Source organism: Clostridium felsineum DSM 794 (genome assembly GCF_002006355.2).
Lineage (GTDB): Bacteria > Bacillota > Clostridia > Clostridiales > Clostridiaceae > Clostridium_S > Clostridium_S felsineum.
The window spans coordinates 2,144,684-2,160,421 of record NZ_CP096980.1; the positions used below are offsets into that span (position 1 = coordinate 2,144,684).

A 15,738-nucleotide genomic window follows, 5' to 3' on the forward strand; every position below is an offset into this window, starting at 1 on the left:
CATGGAAGAGATAAATGAGTTTATCAAAAATAGCAATGAAGTTGGAAAAAAAATATTTGCATTTATAGAAGAACTTTTTCCAATATGTAGAAGTATAACTGGAAATGGTGTAAGAGAAACTATGGGTATGATAAAAAATCATATACCATTAGAACTACATGAAGTGAAGTCTGGAACTAAAGTATTTGATTGGACTATACCTAAAGAGTGGAATATAAAAGATGCATATATCAAAAATTCTAAGGGCGAAAGAGTAGTAGACTTTAAAGAAAATAATCTTCATGTTATGAACTATAGTGTTCCAGTTCATAAAAGCATGACATTAGAAGAGCTTAAGCCGTATTTGCACACTATTAAAGATCATAAAGACAGAATACCCTATCTAACCTCATATTACAGTGAAAATTGGGGATTTTGCATGTCAGAAAATAAATTTGAGGAACTCATAGAGGATAAATATGAGGTAGTAATAGATTCATCTCTTGAAGATGGCAGCCTTACATATGGCGAATATTATATAAAAGGTGAACTTGAGGATGAAATATTATTTTCCACATATACATGTCATCCATCTATGTGTAATGATAATTTGAGCGGTGTGGCATTAATTACTTTTATAGCTGAAGCTCTTAGCAAAATAAAAACTAGATATTCTTATAGATTTTTATTTGCACCTGAAACTATTGGGTCTATAACTTGGCTTAGTAGAAATGAAGATAAACTAAAAAATATAAAAATGGGATTGGTTGCTACTTGTGTTGGCGATGGAGGAATGAAAAATTATAAAAGAACGAAATTTCATGATGCCGAAATAGATAGAATAGTAGAAAAAGTTTTAATGCATTGTAATGATAAATATTTTATAGCAGATTTTTTCCCTTGGGGTAGTGATGAAAGGCAATTTGCATCACCTGGAATAAATTTGCCAGTCGGTTCACTAATGAGATCATGTTATGGGTTTAATGGTTATCATACATCAGCAGATAATCTGTCTTATATGAGCATAGAAGGACTTTCCGATTCATATAAGACATATCTTGAAGTAATTTATACTATTGAAAATAATAAAACTTATTTAAACTTGAATCCAAAATGTGAGCCACAGCTTGGTAAAAGAGGAGTTTACAGAATGATTGGAGGAGGGAGTGATTATCCTTTCGATGAATTTGCAATGTTTTGGGTATTAAACATGAGTGATGGTAAGCACTCGCTTTTAGACATAGCTTACAAATCAAATATGGATTTTAAAAGGATAAAATATGCAGCAGATACACTTTATAAGGTAGGACTTCTTAAAATGGTATAAAGATAAGGGAGGTACTCAAAATGGGTTACTTTACAGGGAAAAACATATTGATAATTGGTGGAACAGGTACTATAGGTCATGGACTTATTAATGAGCTTTTAAGAGAAAATCCAAAAGTAATAAGGATATTTAGTAGGGACGAATATAAGCAGTTTTTAATGCAGGATGAATTTAGAGGGATTTTAGATAGATTTAGATTTTTAATAGGTGATGTTAGGGATTATGATAGGGTAGAGAGAGCAATGAATGGAATAGATATTGTGTTTAATCTTGCTGCTATGAAGCATGTGCCAGCATGTGAATACAATCCAGGGGAAGCCATAAAAACTAATATAACAGGTATGCAAAATGTTATAAAGGCAGCTACATATTATAATGTGGAATGTGTTGTTTTTACAAGTTCGGATAAGGCAATAAATCCCACTAATTCATATGGTGCAACAAAGCTTCTTGCTGAAAAATTAGTACAGGCGGCTAATTATAGTAAAGGAAATGCAAGAACAAAATTTGTAGCAGTTAGATTTGGTAATGTAATGGGTTCACGTGGTTCAGTAATACCGCTATTTAAAAAGCAAATTGAGGATAATTTAACTATAACTGTAACAGATCCTAATATGAGCAGATTCATGATGACTTTAAATCAAGCAGTGAGACTTATAATGACGGCGGCAGAGGAGTCTATTGGTGGAGAAGTGTTTATACTTAAAATGCCAGTTATAAAGCTTATTGATCTTGCGAAGGTTGTAATTGAGGAAACCTCTAGAAAACTAGATAGAAGCCCTGAAAGGATAAAAGTGAAAGAAATAGGCTTAAGGGCAGGTGAAAGGTGTTATGAAGAGCTTATGACACAAGAGGAATCTGTTAATGCCTATGATATGGGACACTCTTATGCTGTAATTCCATCAAGCTTCTATATGGGAGATTATACAGCTAGATATAATAAGTATAAAAAAGCAGAGATTGGAAGCTATAATTCATCTAATATAGAACCAATAACTTTAGATGAGGTAAGAAAGCTTTTGAAAAACTGTGGACTTATTTAGAGGAGGTAATCTGTGAATATTATTTTTGAAAAAGCTAAAAATGGCAACACTACATGTAAAATTGAAGAAAATAATAAAGTAAAATATATTTATTCTAAGTACTCACCTGAAAGAATAAATATTAATGAAAAATTTCAGTGTAATAATCTTATATTTTTAGGTTTAGGACTCGGATATGAATTGAAAGAAATTATGAATACATTTTCTGGAGATGTGTTCATCTTAGAATGTGAGGAAAAATTTGTAGAAGAAACTCAAAAGAATAAATTTACAGAAAATCTTTTAAATAGGTCAAATGTACATTTGTATATAGGTAAAGAGTATAAGAATATTCCGAACCTAGATAGTAAAGTTATTTTTAATAATGAAAAGATAACTGATTTATACAGAGAATTTTATTATGAGGCCTATAGTTTTTTACAAAATAAAACTGAGGGAATAAGAAAGAAAAAAATAATGGTTTTTGATCATGTCACTATAGCAAGAGATTGTATGGATGCTTTTGAGAACATTGGATATGAGGTTATTAGAGCGAAAAGTACTAACGAATATAATGTGGAGGATATTTTCAACATGATAAAAAAATATCTTCCGGATTATGTGTTTACAATAAACTTTATAGCAGCTATGTCCAATGTTTGTAGTAGTATAGGAGTGAAATACATATCTTGGACAGTAGATATTCCAGATTACAGTTTTTATAAAGAAGAAGTCTTTAATAGTGTAAATTACATGTTTCATTTTGATGAAGAAATGGTTTCTGAGATAAAGAAACTCGGAGCCTTAAAGGTATATTATCTTCCACAAGCGGTAAACGTTTCTAGAATAGATAGAATAAAGGTAAATGATGTTTTGAAAGAAAAGTATTTTTGTGATACAAGTTTTGTTGGAAATACTATAATGAAAAACGAATTTAATTCTATAGAAAATGATCTTAATGATGATGAATTAAATAAGATAGATGCCATTTTTAGAGTTCAAGAAAAATTTTTATCTAAGGATATAATAAATGAAAAGTTAGATAGTGGGTTAGTGTTGAGTCTTAAGCGGTTTTTTAGTAAGGAGAAGATGCCACTTATTTCAAACAGGAAATTCATGTACTTTATATTATCTAGAAAATTCGATGAACTTCAAAGAATAAATATGGCAAAGACAATTTCAGAAAACTTTAATTTTAAAGTTTATGGAGATTCAAATTGGAAAAAAGTATTTTGTGATACTAAAGTTTACAGTGGAAATGCTGAACATTATTTAGAAATGCCGCTTGTATTTAAATTTTCAAAAGTTAATATAAATCTAATAAGATCGAGTTTTAAAGCAGGGCTTCCTATGAGAGTTTTTGATATTATGGGAAGCGGTGGTTTTATGGCAAGCAATTACAAAAAAGATTTGGAAAAATTTTTTGTAGAAGGCAAAGATTTTGTGCTTTATAGAGATTTTAAAGAGCTTACTGAGATAATTAAATATTATATATGTCATGAAGAAGAAAGAAAAATAATAGCTAAAAATGGCTATGAAAAAGTAAAAAGGTATCACACTTATGAGGTAAGACTTAAAGAAATGATGGAAGTTTTAGAAGGAAAAATCGTGTAGGAGGATAAAATGAAGGTACATCATATAGGTTATGCAGTAAAATGCATAGATAAAGCTTTAGAGAAATTTAAACAGCTTGGATACACTGAAGAGACAGAAGTTGTAAAAGATGACATACGGGAAGTTTATATAAAGTTCATAATAAATGATGGCTATAGAATTGAACTTATAGCACCCAGTGGAGAAAATTCGCCAATTAATAAGACTATAAAAAAGGGGAGTACACCCTATCATATTTGTTATGAGGTTGATGATATATATACATCTATTGAAGAAATGTCAAAGATAGGATATACCCTTTTTAAAGAGGTACAGATAGCACCAGCAATAGATAATCGTAAGGTTGCTTTTTTATTTTCAAGAGATATAGGTTTAGTAGAATTATTAGAGAAGTAGGGTGATTAAAATAATAAAAGCAGTTATATTTGATTTGGATGATACCTTATATAATGAAATGGATTTTGTAAAAGAGGGTTTTAAATGTGTTGCATCTTTTCTTTCTAGTAAATATAATTTTGATGAGAAAAAATTATTTGATGATATATTAGAAATATTAAGGTTAAAGGGAAGAGGAAAAATCTTTGATACCCTATGTAAGAAATATAATATTAAAGAAGATATAAAAACTTTAGTTGAGATATATAGGAAAACAAACTCACCACTTCAAATTTATGACGATGCAAAAGAGGTTTTAGAGAGTTTCAATGGTAAATATAAAATGGGTGTAATAACAGATGGAAAAGCCTCAGTACAGTGGAATAAAATAAATAATTTAGGAATAGAAAAATATTTCGAAAAAATAATTGTAACAGATGATTTTGGTGAGAAGTTTTGGAAACCAAGTGAATTTGCTTTTATAGAAATGATAAAGTTTTTAGGATGTAAGGCTTGCGAAGCTGTGTACGTAGGAGATAATCCAAGGAAAGATTTTATTGGTGCAAGAAAAGTAGGCCTATATACTGTAAGAATAATAAGGGAGCAGGGAGACAACATGTGCTTAGAGGCAGAACATGGATATGAAGCACATAACAGTATTAATAATTTAATGGAACTTTCAAGCATAATTAAAAACATATAAAGGGTGGATAGTATGGGAAAAGTTTTTTGTATAGTACAAGCAAGGATGGGATCAGAAAGACTTCAAGGAAAGGTTCTAAAACCAATTCTAAATAAGCCAATGGTTATATATACTTTAGATAGATTAACAAAGTCAAAATACATAGATGAAATGATTCTAGCAACATCTTTAATGGAAAGAGAACTTCCCCTTGTTAAAGTATGTGAGCAATATGGCTACAAGGTTTTTAGAGGTTCTGAGAGCAATGTATTAAAAAGATATATAGATGCAGCAGAAAGCTTTGGGGCTTCTGAAAATGATGTAATAATAAGAGTTACAGGAGATTGTCCACTGGTCGATCCTATAATAGTAGATAATGTTATAACGAAATTTTTAAGTAATACTTATGATTATGTGAGATTGGATGTTCCAGATACTTTTGTAAGAGGTTTTGATGTGGAGATTTTTTCAATGAAAGCACTTAAAAAAATAAATAGTTTATTAAATAATATAGGTGAAGAAATGGATATGTATAAGGAACATGTAACTCTTTATATGTATAAGCACCCTAAAGAATTTAAAATAGGTTATGTACGTGGTGATGAGATTTATTTAAGACCTTACAGGCTTTGTGTTGATACAGAAGAAGATTTCAAGCTAGTAGAGAATATATACAAATATTTTAATGATGAATTTGTTTCTGCAAAAACTGTAATAGAGTATCTTGATAAAAATTCTGAAATAGCACAAATTAATAACAATATAAAACAAAAAGAAGTTTAAGTAGGAGAGTTTAAGATGAACATACTTTTAACAGCAGTAGGTAAAAGAGTGCAACTTATAAAGTGCTTACAAAGGAATGCAAAGGTATTTGGATGCGATATTTCAGGTTTAGCACCTGCAGCCAAGTTTGTAGATGGTTTTTTTAAGGTGAAAAAATATAATGAAGAGGGCTACATTGAAGATATTTTTAATATATGTAAAAAAGAAAAGATAGATTTTTTAATTCCACTTTTTGAAAGAGAATTTTTAAGCCTTTGCCAATATAGAGAAGAGCTTAAAAACCTTGGTACAGAACTTCTTTTAAGTGGAAAGAGTATAATTGAAATTTGCAATGATAAATGGAAAACCTATGAATTCTTTAAGGAAAATAATATAAGTTGTCCAATTACGTACATGAAAGACAAAATTAATAAAGATATTATTTATCCACTAATTATAAAACCACTTGATGGTATGGGGAGCAGCAGTGTGTTTAAAATAAATAATGAAAAAGAATTGAATTTTTTTTCTCAGTATGTTAAAAATCCAATATTGCAGCAATTTATAGAAGGAAAAGAATATACTATAGATACATTATGTGATCTTAAGGGAAGAGTTATATTTGCAATACCAAGAGAAAGGCTAGAGGTTCGTTCAGGAGAAGTTACAAAAAGCAGAACTGTAAAAGATGAAAATATCACAAAGTCAGTGAAAAACTTATGCGAAAAACTCCAAAAGGAAGCCTCAAAAAATGGTGATAATGTAGTAGGTCCTCTCACTATTCAGTGTATTGTAGATAATAGAGGAAAAGTATATTTTATAGAAATAAATCCTCGTTTCGGTGGCGGAGTGCCACTCTCATTTGAAGCAGGAGGAGATTATGGAAAGTGTTTCAAGGATATAAAAAATAATATAAATATAGAGACTATAGATGACTTTAAAGAGTTAACTATGCTTAGGTATGATGAGGCAATATATGTTTAGAAAACATTGTAAAGTGAAAATTTGCAGAGGCTTTGAATATAATGTTTTCTTTAATTAAATACATGAATAAAACAGTTTTATTAATTAATAATAAAGGTATATAAATACTCAAGTATTATGTGTAGTAGAAGAATTTTGCTCTTCAAGTTTTAAAAAAATGTCCGATAATTTAGTAAAATTAATAAGTGATAGAAAATATTATAAAGTCATGTCTAAAAAAGGCAAAAGGGAAGGCAAGTATACTTTTAAATACAGAAAAGAGTTTGAAAAAAGATTAAAAATGTAGAAAAACAAAATGTTTTTGAAGTGAGGGGGTAAGAAATGAATAAGATCGTGGACATTGGAGGAAGAAAAATAGGTGAAGGACAAAGAACCTTTATAATAGCAGAGATGTCTGCCAATCATAATCAAGACTTTAATAGAGCTGCTCAAATAATAAAGGCAGCAAAAGAGGCAGGAGCAGATGCTATAAAACTTCAAACCTATACACCTGACACAATAACCTTTAACTCAGATAATGAGTATTTTCAAATAAAGCAAGGCACCATATGGGATGGTACAACGCTCCATAAATTGTACGAAGAAGCTTACACACCATGGCAGTGGCAACCAGAATTAAAAAAGATTGCAGAAAAAGAAGGGCTTATATGCTTTTCATCTCCATTTGACAATACTGCTGTTGATTTTTTAGAAGAAATGAATGTGCCAGCTTATAAAGTAGCTTCATTTGAACTTACAGACATACCATTTATAGAATACATAGCTTCAAAAGGTAAGCCTGTTATAATGTCAACAGGTATTGCAGAAATAGGGGAGATTTATGAAGCTGTAGAAGCATGCAAAAGGCAAGGAAATGAAAATGTTATGCTTTTAAAATGTAGTAGTTCATATCCATCACCGCTAGAAGATATTAATCTTAAGACTATTCCTAATATGAGAGATACCTTTAATTGCAGTGTTGGGCTATCTGATCATACTATGGGATATTCAGTAGCTACAGCAGCTATTGCTTTAGGAGCAACTGTAATTGAAAAGCATTTTACGCTTAAAAGAAGTGATGGTGGGCCTGATTCGGCGTTTTCAATGGAGCCAGAAGAATTTAAAGCTATGGTTAAAAGTATAAGAGAAGTTGAAAAGGCTTTAGGAAAGGTAACATACGAACTTACAGAAAAACAAAAAAATAGCAGACAACATTCAAGATCATTATTTGTGGTTAAGGACATAGGGAGGGGAGAAATATTTACAAATGAAAATGTTAAAAGCATAAGACCAGCATTTGGGTTAAAGACAAAATATACAAAGGATGTAATTGGAAAGAAAGCAAGAAGGGATATTAAAAAGGGTACACCTTTGGACTGGAGTTTACTAGAATAAAATTAAAAAGGTGTGGTATAATTGAGGATTTTAATCAGAGCCGATGGAGGCAGGGATATAGGTATGGGTCATATAATGAGGACACTTACCTTAGCAAGAGAACTTAATAAGTATTTTGAGGTTATATATGTTTGTAAAACAGAAGAGGGAAATAAGAGAAATATAACTAATGGAAAATATTCTAAAGGTATTCATAAGGTTCTATCAAGTGGGTTTAAGGTGGAAATGGTACATGAAAATGATGTACTTGAAGATTTGAAAAGAATAAAAGGTGATATGCTAATAACAGATAGTTATGATGTGGATGACATGTATTTTAAGGTTACAAGTGCAGTATTTCATAGAACTATATATATTGATGACATGTGTCGTTATGATTTTAAAGGGCTTGATATGATAATAAATCAAAATATAAATGCAAGCGATTTAAAGTATAATGAAACTTTTGATAAAACTCTTCTTTTAGGCTGTAATTATGTGATGCTCAGAGATGAGTTTAAAAATCTAGAGGATAAAATTATAAGAAGAAAAGCTCGGGATGTAATGATTACGGCAGGTGGAGCAGATCCATTTTTATTAACGCTTAAACTGCTTTACTATTTAAGAGATGAGAATTATAATTTTCATGTAGTTGTTGGAGCATCCTTTGATGAAGCCTATATAGATAAACTAAAAATATATGAAAAATCAAAAAACTTAAGCTTTTATTATAATGCAGATATGTGCGAACTAATGAAAAAATGTGATATATGCATATCAGCAGCAGGAAGTACCCTATACGAGCTTTGCAGCGTGGGTGTTCCATCTCTTTCTATTACAGTAGCTGAAAATCAAAAAAAATCAGCAGAGAAATTTGATAGTCTTAAAATAATAAAAAATCTTGGGTGGCACAATGAATTAAATAGGGAAAAGGTTTTAGAAGAAATACATACCCTAAGTAGTGACTATAACAAAAGAAAAAATATTTCATTGACAGCGCAGGCAATCATTGATGGAATGGGAACTCAAAGAATAGTTGAGAAAATATTAGATATGGTTTGAAAAAATAATAGAATGTAAGAATTTAAATATAAAATCCACTGGCGAGGCAGTGGATTTTTTAAATTTCTTATTTAATATAAAACATAACTTAATTAATGCAAAATGCTTTATTTCTCACAAATAAAGTCATCTTCACCACAAAGCATTTTTAAAAGATTACATGACTTTAAAAATTCATCTATCCATCTTACATAACCATTTAAATCGCAATTTGAATATTCTTTAGGATTATTTGTACATTGCCAAATATAACGAGGAATAAAAGCAATAGATTTATGTTTTAGTGGTCTAGGATGAAAACAAACTTTATTTTTATAGGGTAAGTTATCAAATCTTTTTATAAGTTTTTCATTATCATTTGTTATTACCATCTTTATAAATAAATTTTCTTTGTTTATTTTTGATTTTCTTCTATCCCAATCATTTTTAGCATCTTCAAATGATGAATGATGGTTAAAATTAAATATAATTTTGTTATCACCTATACCTAATGAACCCTTAGGTGATTTACAGGAATAAATATCTCATTTATCGTACATTTGTAAATCTTCTTCTAAATAATAATCCATGTTTTCCGAGGATTTCATATAATCATCATTATATAAATAGAAATTAATAAAAGAAGAAGTAAATTTTAATGATAAATATTTACTTACTTTACCATCCCAGCAATCATCAGAAATAATAGTAATAGGGTTCTCAATTAATTTACAATATCTTTTAAAATCAAAATTAGGAGTAAAAAAACTTTTCCATTTATTATTTTATCTTCAGGTATACGTAATTCAATAGCTTCGTTTTTAATATTTGAAAATCGCTCTTTGTTGAATACTATTATGTAATCAAATTGATAGTTGGATATTTTAGTTTTGTCTATTAATTTTTTTTCATCAATATAACTAGAATATTTGTCTCATGATATTAGTGCTTCAATTGATAAATTTCCTGTTAATGTTTCAAATAGTATTTTATCATGTACTAAATTATATTCGTCACTTGTTCCCAAAATCGAGTAGTTATACATTTTATTGGATCTGTTAATAAAATTAGTATTATTATTGAATAAATTCCTCAAATAGTTAGTATTCATAATAAATTAACTTTATGGAATACAATAAAGGAGGTTAATTGTAAAGATAAATTAGGTTATAACGATAATTAAAGTATAAAAGGAGGGATTTTATGGATATAGCACTTTTAGCAACTATTAATAGCAATCAGAAAGTGAGTGATGCAGCAAATCTTGACGTTTTTAAAATGGCTATGAACAATTGTAAGCAAACTGGTGAAAATACAGCAGAAATGATAGAAGCCATGGACCCTAATTTAGGAAAGAATATTGACGTCAGAGTTTAAACAAGGACATGTTGTTATAGTGTGTTAATAAAAAAATTTTTTATTAACATGCTATATTTAAGTTTCATGTGGTAACTTGAGGTTAATGTTATTTCATAACTTTAATACATAAAAAATAATTGTATTGAAATAGATTACATAGTAGTATATTATATATACTTATTACCATAATATTCATAGTATGTATTAATAAAATATATACTGAAAAATTTTAAATAAATACAAGAACGTGAGCAATGATGTAAAATGTAGTTTTATTTTGAAATTATTTTAATAAGTATTAATTTTTGGAGGTGTTTTTTTGAAGGCAGTTATACTTGCAGGTGGTTTAGGGACAAGATTAAGCGAAGAAACAGTTGTAAAACCTAAACCAATGGTTGAAATAGGCGGATATCCAATCTTATGGCATATAATGAAGACATATTCTTATTATGGAATAAATGATTTTATAATATGTTGTGGTTATAAGGGATATGTGATTAAGGAGTATTTCGCTAATTATTATATGCATATGAGTGATCTTAAGGTAGATTTAAGCTCGGGAAATATAAGTTATTATAATTGTAAGGCAGAGCCGTGGAAAATAACTCTTATTGATACAGGCTTAAATACTTTGACAGGTGGTAGAATTAAAAGAGTTAAGGACTATATTGGTAGTGAGACATTTATGCTTACATATGGAGATGGTGTTTCAAATGTTGATATAAAAGCTCTCTTAGAATTTCATAGGGAACATAAGAAAATAGCTACAGTTACGGCTGTTCAACCATCAGGGAGATTTGGAGCGCTTAATATAGATGATAGTTATAATGTTAATAAATTTATGGAAAAACCTAATGGAGATGGTGCATGGATTAATGGAGGATATTTTGTGCTTGAACCTGATATATTTGATTACATAGAAGGTGATAATACGACATTTGAAAGTGAACCACTTGAAAATATTGCAAAAGAGGACAAGCTCTGTGCATTTAAACATGAAGGTTTTTGGAAACCTATGGATACTTTAAGAGATAAAAATGAACTTGAATTATTATGGAAAACAGGAAAGGCACCATGGAAAATATGGAGATAGTATAGTTAGTAATCTGATTAAATTATAGTTATCTATCAAGTTTTTACAATTAATCTGATTATAATTTAGATTTTGGTGTTAGAGAGAATAGTTCTTTAGGAATGGAAGATATATGAGCCCATAATATCAGATGGAGATAAACCATTTGATTTATTAAAAGAATTTAAAGATTTGTGGTGAATAGTATGGAAAAAATAGTTTTAACAGGTGCTACAGGATATATTGGTTCTAATCTTACTAAAAAGTTAATAGAGGATAAAAAAGAAGTATATGTAATTGCGAGAAGTACTTCTAAGTTTGATATGTTGAGTGAAGTTTTAGACAAAGTTAATGTATTTATTTATGATGGTAATGTGTTTAAATTGATAGAGCATTTTAAGCAAATTAAACCTGATGCGGTTTGCCACTTGGCATCATTATTTATTTCAGAACATAGTAGTGGGGATATTAATGATTTAATTGATAGTAATATTAAATTTTCTACCGAGATTTTAGAATCCATGAGCAAAGCAAAAGTAGATAAGTTAATAAATGTTGGAACAGCTTGGCAACACTACAATGATGAAAGTTATAATCCAGTATGTTTGTATGCAGCGACTAAGGAAGCATTTGAAAAAATAATAGATTATTATGTTCAAGCAAATAAATTTAAGGTTATTACATTAAAATTATTTGATACATATGGACCTAAGGATAATAGGGGTAAAATAATAAACCTTTTGGAAAAGTACTCTAAAAATGGGGATACACTTAAAATGTCAAAAGGAGAACAATTACTAGATTTAACATATATTGATGATATTGTTAAAGGGTTTTATACAGCGTTATTTAGCTTAGATGAAATAAAAAAGCAGTGTTTTCATGAAAAATATGGTTTGTACGGTATTAAGAGATATAAATTAAAAGATATAGTATCTATGTATGAAGAGATAACAGGTAGAAAAGTACTAGTTGAATGGGGAGCAAGGCCATATAGAAAAAGAGAAGTCATGAATCCAGCTACTTTAATAAGTCCTTTACCTAAATGGAATGCTGAAATTGATTTAAAAACTGGATTGAAGTATATGGATGAAACAAATAATTTGAATGATGTAGGTGATATAAATAATGGATGAATTATTTGCTGGAGCATACAAAGATAGTAAAGTTCTTTTAACAGGAAACACAGGTTTTAAAGGATCATGGTTATCTATATGGTTAAATAAACTTGGTGCAAAGGTTACAGGATATTCTCTTGAATCTTCAGATAAAGAACCATCAATGTTTAGAATATGTAATTTAGAAAATAAAGTTACAAATATAATTGGTGATGTAAGAAACTTGAAAAAATTAAAGCAAGTTTTTAATGATTATAAACCAGAAATAGTATTTCATCTTGCAGCTCAGCCACTTGTAAGGGTATCATATAAAAATCCCATCGAAACTTATGAAACAAATGTTATGGGAACAGTAAATGTGCTTGAGGCAGCTAAAGATTGTAAAAGTGTAAAAGCAGTTATTATAATTACAACAGACAAGTGCTATGAAAATAAGGAGTATATCTATGGATATAGGGAGAATGATCCTATGGGAGGATATGATCCATATAGTTCTAGTAAAGGATGTGCAGAGTTGGTTGTATCTGCATATAGAAATAGTTTTTACGATTCAAATAATATAGGCTTGGCATCTGTCAGAGCAGGAAATGTAATAGGTGGAGGAGATTGGGCACAAGATAGATTAATACCAGATTTTATAAGAGCAACTTTAAAAAATAGAAAAGTATTAGTAAGAAATCCGTATGCTACGAGGCCATGGCAACATGTGCTTGAACCCTTATCTGGTTATTTATGGTTGGGAGCTTTAATGTTAAAGGATAGTAAGAAATATAGTAGTGGATGGAATTTTGGACCTAATGACACGGATGTTTTAGATGTTGAAGAAATTCTAAATTTATGTATAGATAGCTATGGTGATGGGAATATAGAGATAGATAATTATCAACAATTACATGAGGCCAATTTATTGAAGTTGGATATAAGCAAAGCCAAATATTATTTGAAGTGGTATCCTATATGGAACGTAAAACAATCAGTTGATATGACAATGAAATGGTATAAGGAATTTTATGAAAACCAAGATGGAAATATGTATCAGTATACATTAAGGCAAATATATAAATATGAACAAGATGCTAAAAAAAACGATTTATTGTGGTATTAATTATAAATGTAAAATATATGAAAACAAGAAGATTTAAGGACATAATGTAACAGAAAACTTTTGATACTATAAGGTTAAATAAGAAATTTATTTTATAAAAATATACGTGAACTATCAAGGAAAAGCTTATAGGAACTGTGTTGCATTTTTTATTAATAAAATATGAATTTTAAGGAGGAGTAAGGATGTCAAAATGTAGATTTTGTGGAACTGAACTAATGCATACTTTTGCCGATTTAGGTATGTCGCCTTTGTCAAATTCTTACTTAAAAAAAGATCAACTTAATATTAAAGAAGAATTTTATCCACTTCATGCTTATGTATGTGAAAAGTGTTTTTTAGTTCAACTTGAGGAATTTGAATCACCTCAAAATATATTTTCTGATTATGCATATTTTAGTTCTTATTCAGAAAGTTGGCTTATGCATGCTAAAGAATATACAGAAATGATGATTGGAAGATTTAATATTGATACAAGTGAGTGCATTGTAGAAATAGCAAGTAATGATGGGTATCTTCTGAAAAATTTTAAAGAAAAACATTACAATAATGTACTTGGAATAGAACCAGCACAAAATATTGCAGAAATAGCTAATGAAAAAGGTATAAAAACAATCTCAGAGTTTTTTGGAACTAAATTAGCAGGTGTATTGAAAAATAAACATAAGGCAGATGTTCTCATAGGAAACAATGTTCTTGCGCATGTCCCCGATATTAATGATTTTGTAGAAGGAATGAAAATAATACTTAATAATAAAGGTATAATAACTATGGAATTTCCTCATTTATTAAGATTAATAAATGAAAATCAATTTGATACAATATACCACGAACACTTTTCTTATTTATCACTTATTTCAGTAAAAAAAATATTTGAGACTCATGGACTTGAAATATTTGATGTTGAAGAATTAAAAACACATGGTGGTTCTTTAAGAATATACGCAAGACATAAAGAGAATATTAGTTTAACAGTAAGTGAAAATGTACAAAAGATCTTAAATGAAGAACTAAAAAGTGGATTAAATAAAGTGGAGAGTTATAGGGAGTTTTCAGAAAAAATAAAGAAAACTAAAAGAAATATATTAAGCTTTTTTATAGATGCTAAAAATAATGGAAAAAGTATTGTTGGGTATGGAGCTCCTGCAAAGGGAAATACACTCCTTAATTACTGTGGAATAGCTAATGATTTTTTGGATTATACAGTAGATATAAGTCCACATAAGCAAGGTTTATACCTTCCAGGAAGTCATGTTCCAATTTATTCACCAGATAGAATACGAGATACTAAACCTGATTATGTAATAATTCTTCCTTGGAATTTAAAAAGTGAAATAGTAAAACAAATGGAGTTTATTAGAGATTGGAATGGAAAATTTGTAACATTGATTCCTAGTGTAGAGGTGTTTTAATTGATATTTAAAGAAACAAAATTAAGAGGTGTATATATAATTGAAATAGAACCAGTTGAAGATGAAAGGGGTTTTTTTGCACGTTCGTGGTGTAAAGAAGAACTTGATAAATATAATTTGGATTCTAATTTAGTTCAATGTAATATATCCTTTAACAAAAAAAAAGGAACGCTTAGAGGAATGCATTTTCAAAAAAAACCTCATGAAGAAGTGAAAATTGTAAGATGTACTAAAGGTTCAATTTATGATGTAGTTGTTGACATAAGAAAAGATTCAGAAACATACATGAAATGTATTTCTGTTGAATTATCTGATAAAAACAGAAAGATGATATATATACCTAAAGGGTTTGCACATGGATTTCAAACACTTGAAGATAACACAGAAGTATTTTATCAAATGTCTGAGTTTTATCATCCTGAATGTGCCTCTGGAATTAAGTGGGATAGTAAGAATATTAATATTCAATGGCCTATAAAAGAAAAAATAATTTCAGTAAAGGATAAAGAATATAACGATTTAGAATAGGTGTG

The 15,738-nt window shown here is 29.1% G+C and carries 16 protein-coding genes and 1 pseudogene; 15 read left to right on the top strand and 2 right to left on the bottom strand.

Translation table 11 applies throughout. The annotated features are described in order from the left end of the window. The first annotated feature begins 1 nt into the window (after position 1). The 9 genes from CLFE_RS10105 (at position 2) to pseG (ending at position 9,160) form a co-directional block, all read left to right on the top strand. Complete coding sequence (locus CLFE_RS10105; protein WP_077892716.1) at positions 2-1,306, top strand: DUF4910 domain-containing protein; 1,305 nt, start codon at positions 2-4, stop codon at positions 1,304-1,306. Positions 1,307-1,326: 20 nt separating this feature from the next. After that, positions 1,327-2,349, top strand: coding sequence for a UDP-N-acetylglucosamine 4,6-dehydratase family protein (locus tag CLFE_RS10110; RefSeq protein ID WP_077835010.1), 1,023 nt, complete (start codon positions 1,327-1,329; stop codon positions 2,347-2,349). Positions 2,350-2,361: 12 nt separating this feature from the next. Continuing rightward, on the top strand, positions 2,362-3,942 hold the full coding sequence (locus CLFE_RS10115) for a glycosyltransferase family protein (protein ID WP_077892715.1): 1,581 nt from the start codon (positions 2,362-2,364) through the stop codon (positions 3,940-3,942). A 9-nt stretch (positions 3,943-3,951) separates the two neighbouring features. Further along, positions 3,952-4,338, top strand: a complete 387-nt coding sequence (locus CLFE_RS10120; protein WP_077892714.1) for a VOC family protein — start codon at positions 3,952-3,954, stop codon at positions 4,336-4,338. Positions 4,339-4,348: 10 nt separating this feature from the next. Beyond that, entirely contained in the window at positions 4,349-5,020 is a 672-nt protein-coding gene (locus tag CLFE_RS10125) for an HAD family hydrolase (RefSeq protein ID WP_077892753.1), read from the top strand. A 12-nt stretch (positions 5,021-5,032) separates the two neighbouring features. Next, complete coding sequence (locus CLFE_RS10130; protein WP_077892713.1) at positions 5,033-5,782, top strand: cytidylyltransferase domain-containing protein; 750 nt, start codon at positions 5,033-5,035, stop codon at positions 5,780-5,782. A 15-nt stretch (positions 5,783-5,797) separates the two neighbouring features. Further along, complete coding sequence (locus CLFE_RS10135; protein ID WP_077892712.1) at positions 5,798-6,745, top strand: ATP-grasp domain-containing protein; 948 nt, start codon at positions 5,798-5,800, stop codon at positions 6,743-6,745. Positions 6,746-7,066: 321 nt separating this feature from the next. Continuing rightward, positions 7,067-8,119, top strand: a complete 1,053-nt coding sequence (pseI, locus tag CLFE_RS10140) for a pseudaminic acid synthase (protein WP_077892711.1) — start codon at positions 7,067-7,069, stop codon at positions 8,117-8,119. Positions 8,120-8,140: 21 nt separating this feature from the next. Continuing rightward, the gene (gene pseG, locus CLFE_RS10145; protein WP_077892710.1) at positions 8,141-9,160 is read left to right on the top strand and encodes a UDP-2,4-diacetamido-2,4,6-trideoxy-beta-L-altropyranose hydrolase; all 1,020 of its coding nucleotides are present in this window, start codon (positions 8,141-8,143) and stop codon (positions 9,158-9,160) included. 107 nt (positions 9,161-9,267) lie between these two features. Here the strand turns inward: pseG and CLFE_RS10150 are convergent. Both CLFE_RS10150 and CLFE_RS24540 read right to left on the bottom strand, forming a co-directional pair. Continuing rightward, a pseudogene (locus CLFE_RS10150) lies at positions 9,268-9,864 on the bottom strand (DUF1919 domain-containing protein). Next, positions 9,864-10,055, bottom strand: coding sequence for a hypothetical protein (locus tag CLFE_RS24540; protein WP_490246360.1), 192 nt, complete (start codon positions 10,053-10,055; stop codon positions 9,864-9,866). The pseudogene CLFE_RS10150 and the gene CLFE_RS24540 overlap by 1 nt, the downstream one beginning before the upstream one ends. 287 nt (positions 10,056-10,342) lie before the next feature. On the opposite strand from CLFE_RS24540, the gene CLFE_RS10155 reads away from it, so the two are divergent. The 6 genes from CLFE_RS10155 to rfbC all read left to right on the top strand — a co-directional run bounded on the left by CLFE_RS10155 (position 10,343) and on the right by rfbC (position 15,733). Continuing rightward, positions 10,343-10,516, top strand: a complete 174-nt coding sequence (locus tag CLFE_RS10155) for a YjfB family protein (protein ID WP_077835016.1) — start codon at positions 10,343-10,345, stop codon at positions 10,514-10,516. Between the two features lie 301 nt (positions 10,517-10,817). Continuing rightward, positions 10,818-11,591 carry a glucose-1-phosphate cytidylyltransferase gene (gene rfbF, locus CLFE_RS10160; RefSeq protein ID WP_077892709.1) on the top strand — a complete coding sequence of 258 codons (774 nt, stop codon included), beginning with the start codon at positions 10,818-10,820 and terminating at the stop codon, positions 11,589-11,591. 185 nt (positions 11,592-11,776) lie between these two features. Beyond that, complete coding sequence (locus CLFE_RS10165) at positions 11,777-12,706, top strand: SDR family oxidoreductase (RefSeq protein ID WP_077892708.1); 930 nt, start codon at positions 11,777-11,779, stop codon at positions 12,704-12,706. Next, entirely contained in the window at positions 12,699-13,793 is a 1,095-nt protein-coding gene (gene rfbG / locus CLFE_RS10170) for a CDP-glucose 4,6-dehydratase (RefSeq protein WP_077892707.1), read from the top strand. The genes CLFE_RS10165 and rfbG overlap by 8 nt, the downstream gene beginning before the upstream one ends. A 185-nt stretch (positions 13,794-13,978) precedes the next feature. Beyond that, a complete protein-coding gene (locus CLFE_RS10175) occupies positions 13,979-15,205 on the top strand; it encodes a class I SAM-dependent methyltransferase (protein WP_077892706.1) in 1,227 nt (408 codons plus the stop codon). Next, positions 15,206-15,733: a dTDP-4-dehydrorhamnose 3,5-epimerase gene (gene rfbC, locus CLFE_RS10180; RefSeq protein ID WP_077892705.1), complete on the top strand. Its 528-nt coding sequence runs from the start codon at positions 15,206-15,208 to the stop codon at positions 15,731-15,733. Positions 15,734-15,738: the final 5 nt, after the last annotated feature.

What these genes read in the sequence shown, in the direction of transcription:
- CLFE_RS10105 (WP_077892716.1), top strand. Translation starts at nt 2, where the DNA reads ATGGAAGAGATAAATGAGTTTATCAAAAATAGCAATGAAGTTGGAAAA.
- CLFE_RS10110 (WP_077835010.1), top strand. Translation starts at nt 1,327, where the DNA reads ATGGGTTACTTTACAGGGAAAAACATATTGATAATTGGTGGAACAGGT.
- CLFE_RS10120 (WP_077892714.1), top strand. Translation starts at nt 3,952, where the DNA reads ATGAAGGTACATCATATAGGTTATGCAGTAAAATGCATAGATAAAGCT.
- CLFE_RS10130 (WP_077892713.1), top strand. Translation starts at nt 5,033, where the DNA reads ATGGGAAAAGTTTTTTGTATAGTACAAGCAAGGATGGGATCAGAAAGA.
- CLFE_RS10135 (WP_077892712.1), top strand. Translation starts at nt 5,798, where the DNA reads ATGAACATACTTTTAACAGCAGTAGGTAAAAGAGTGCAACTTATAAAG.
- pseI (WP_077892711.1), top strand. Translation starts at nt 7,067, where the DNA reads ATGAATAAGATCGTGGACATTGGAGGAAGAAAAATAGGTGAAGGACAA.
- CLFE_RS10155 (WP_077835016.1), top strand. Translation starts at nt 10,343, where the DNA reads ATGGATATAGCACTTTTAGCAACTATTAATAGCAATCAGAAAGTGAGT.
- CLFE_RS10165 (WP_077892708.1), top strand. Translation starts at nt 11,777, where the DNA reads ATGGAAAAAATAGTTTTAACAGGTGCTACAGGATATATTGGTTCTAAT.
- rfbG (WP_077892707.1), top strand. Translation starts at nt 12,699, where the DNA reads ATGGATGAATTATTTGCTGGAGCATACAAAGATAGTAAAGTTCTTTTA.
- CLFE_RS10175 (WP_077892706.1), top strand. Translation starts at nt 13,979, where the DNA reads ATGTCAAAATGTAGATTTTGTGGAACTGAACTAATGCATACTTTTGCC.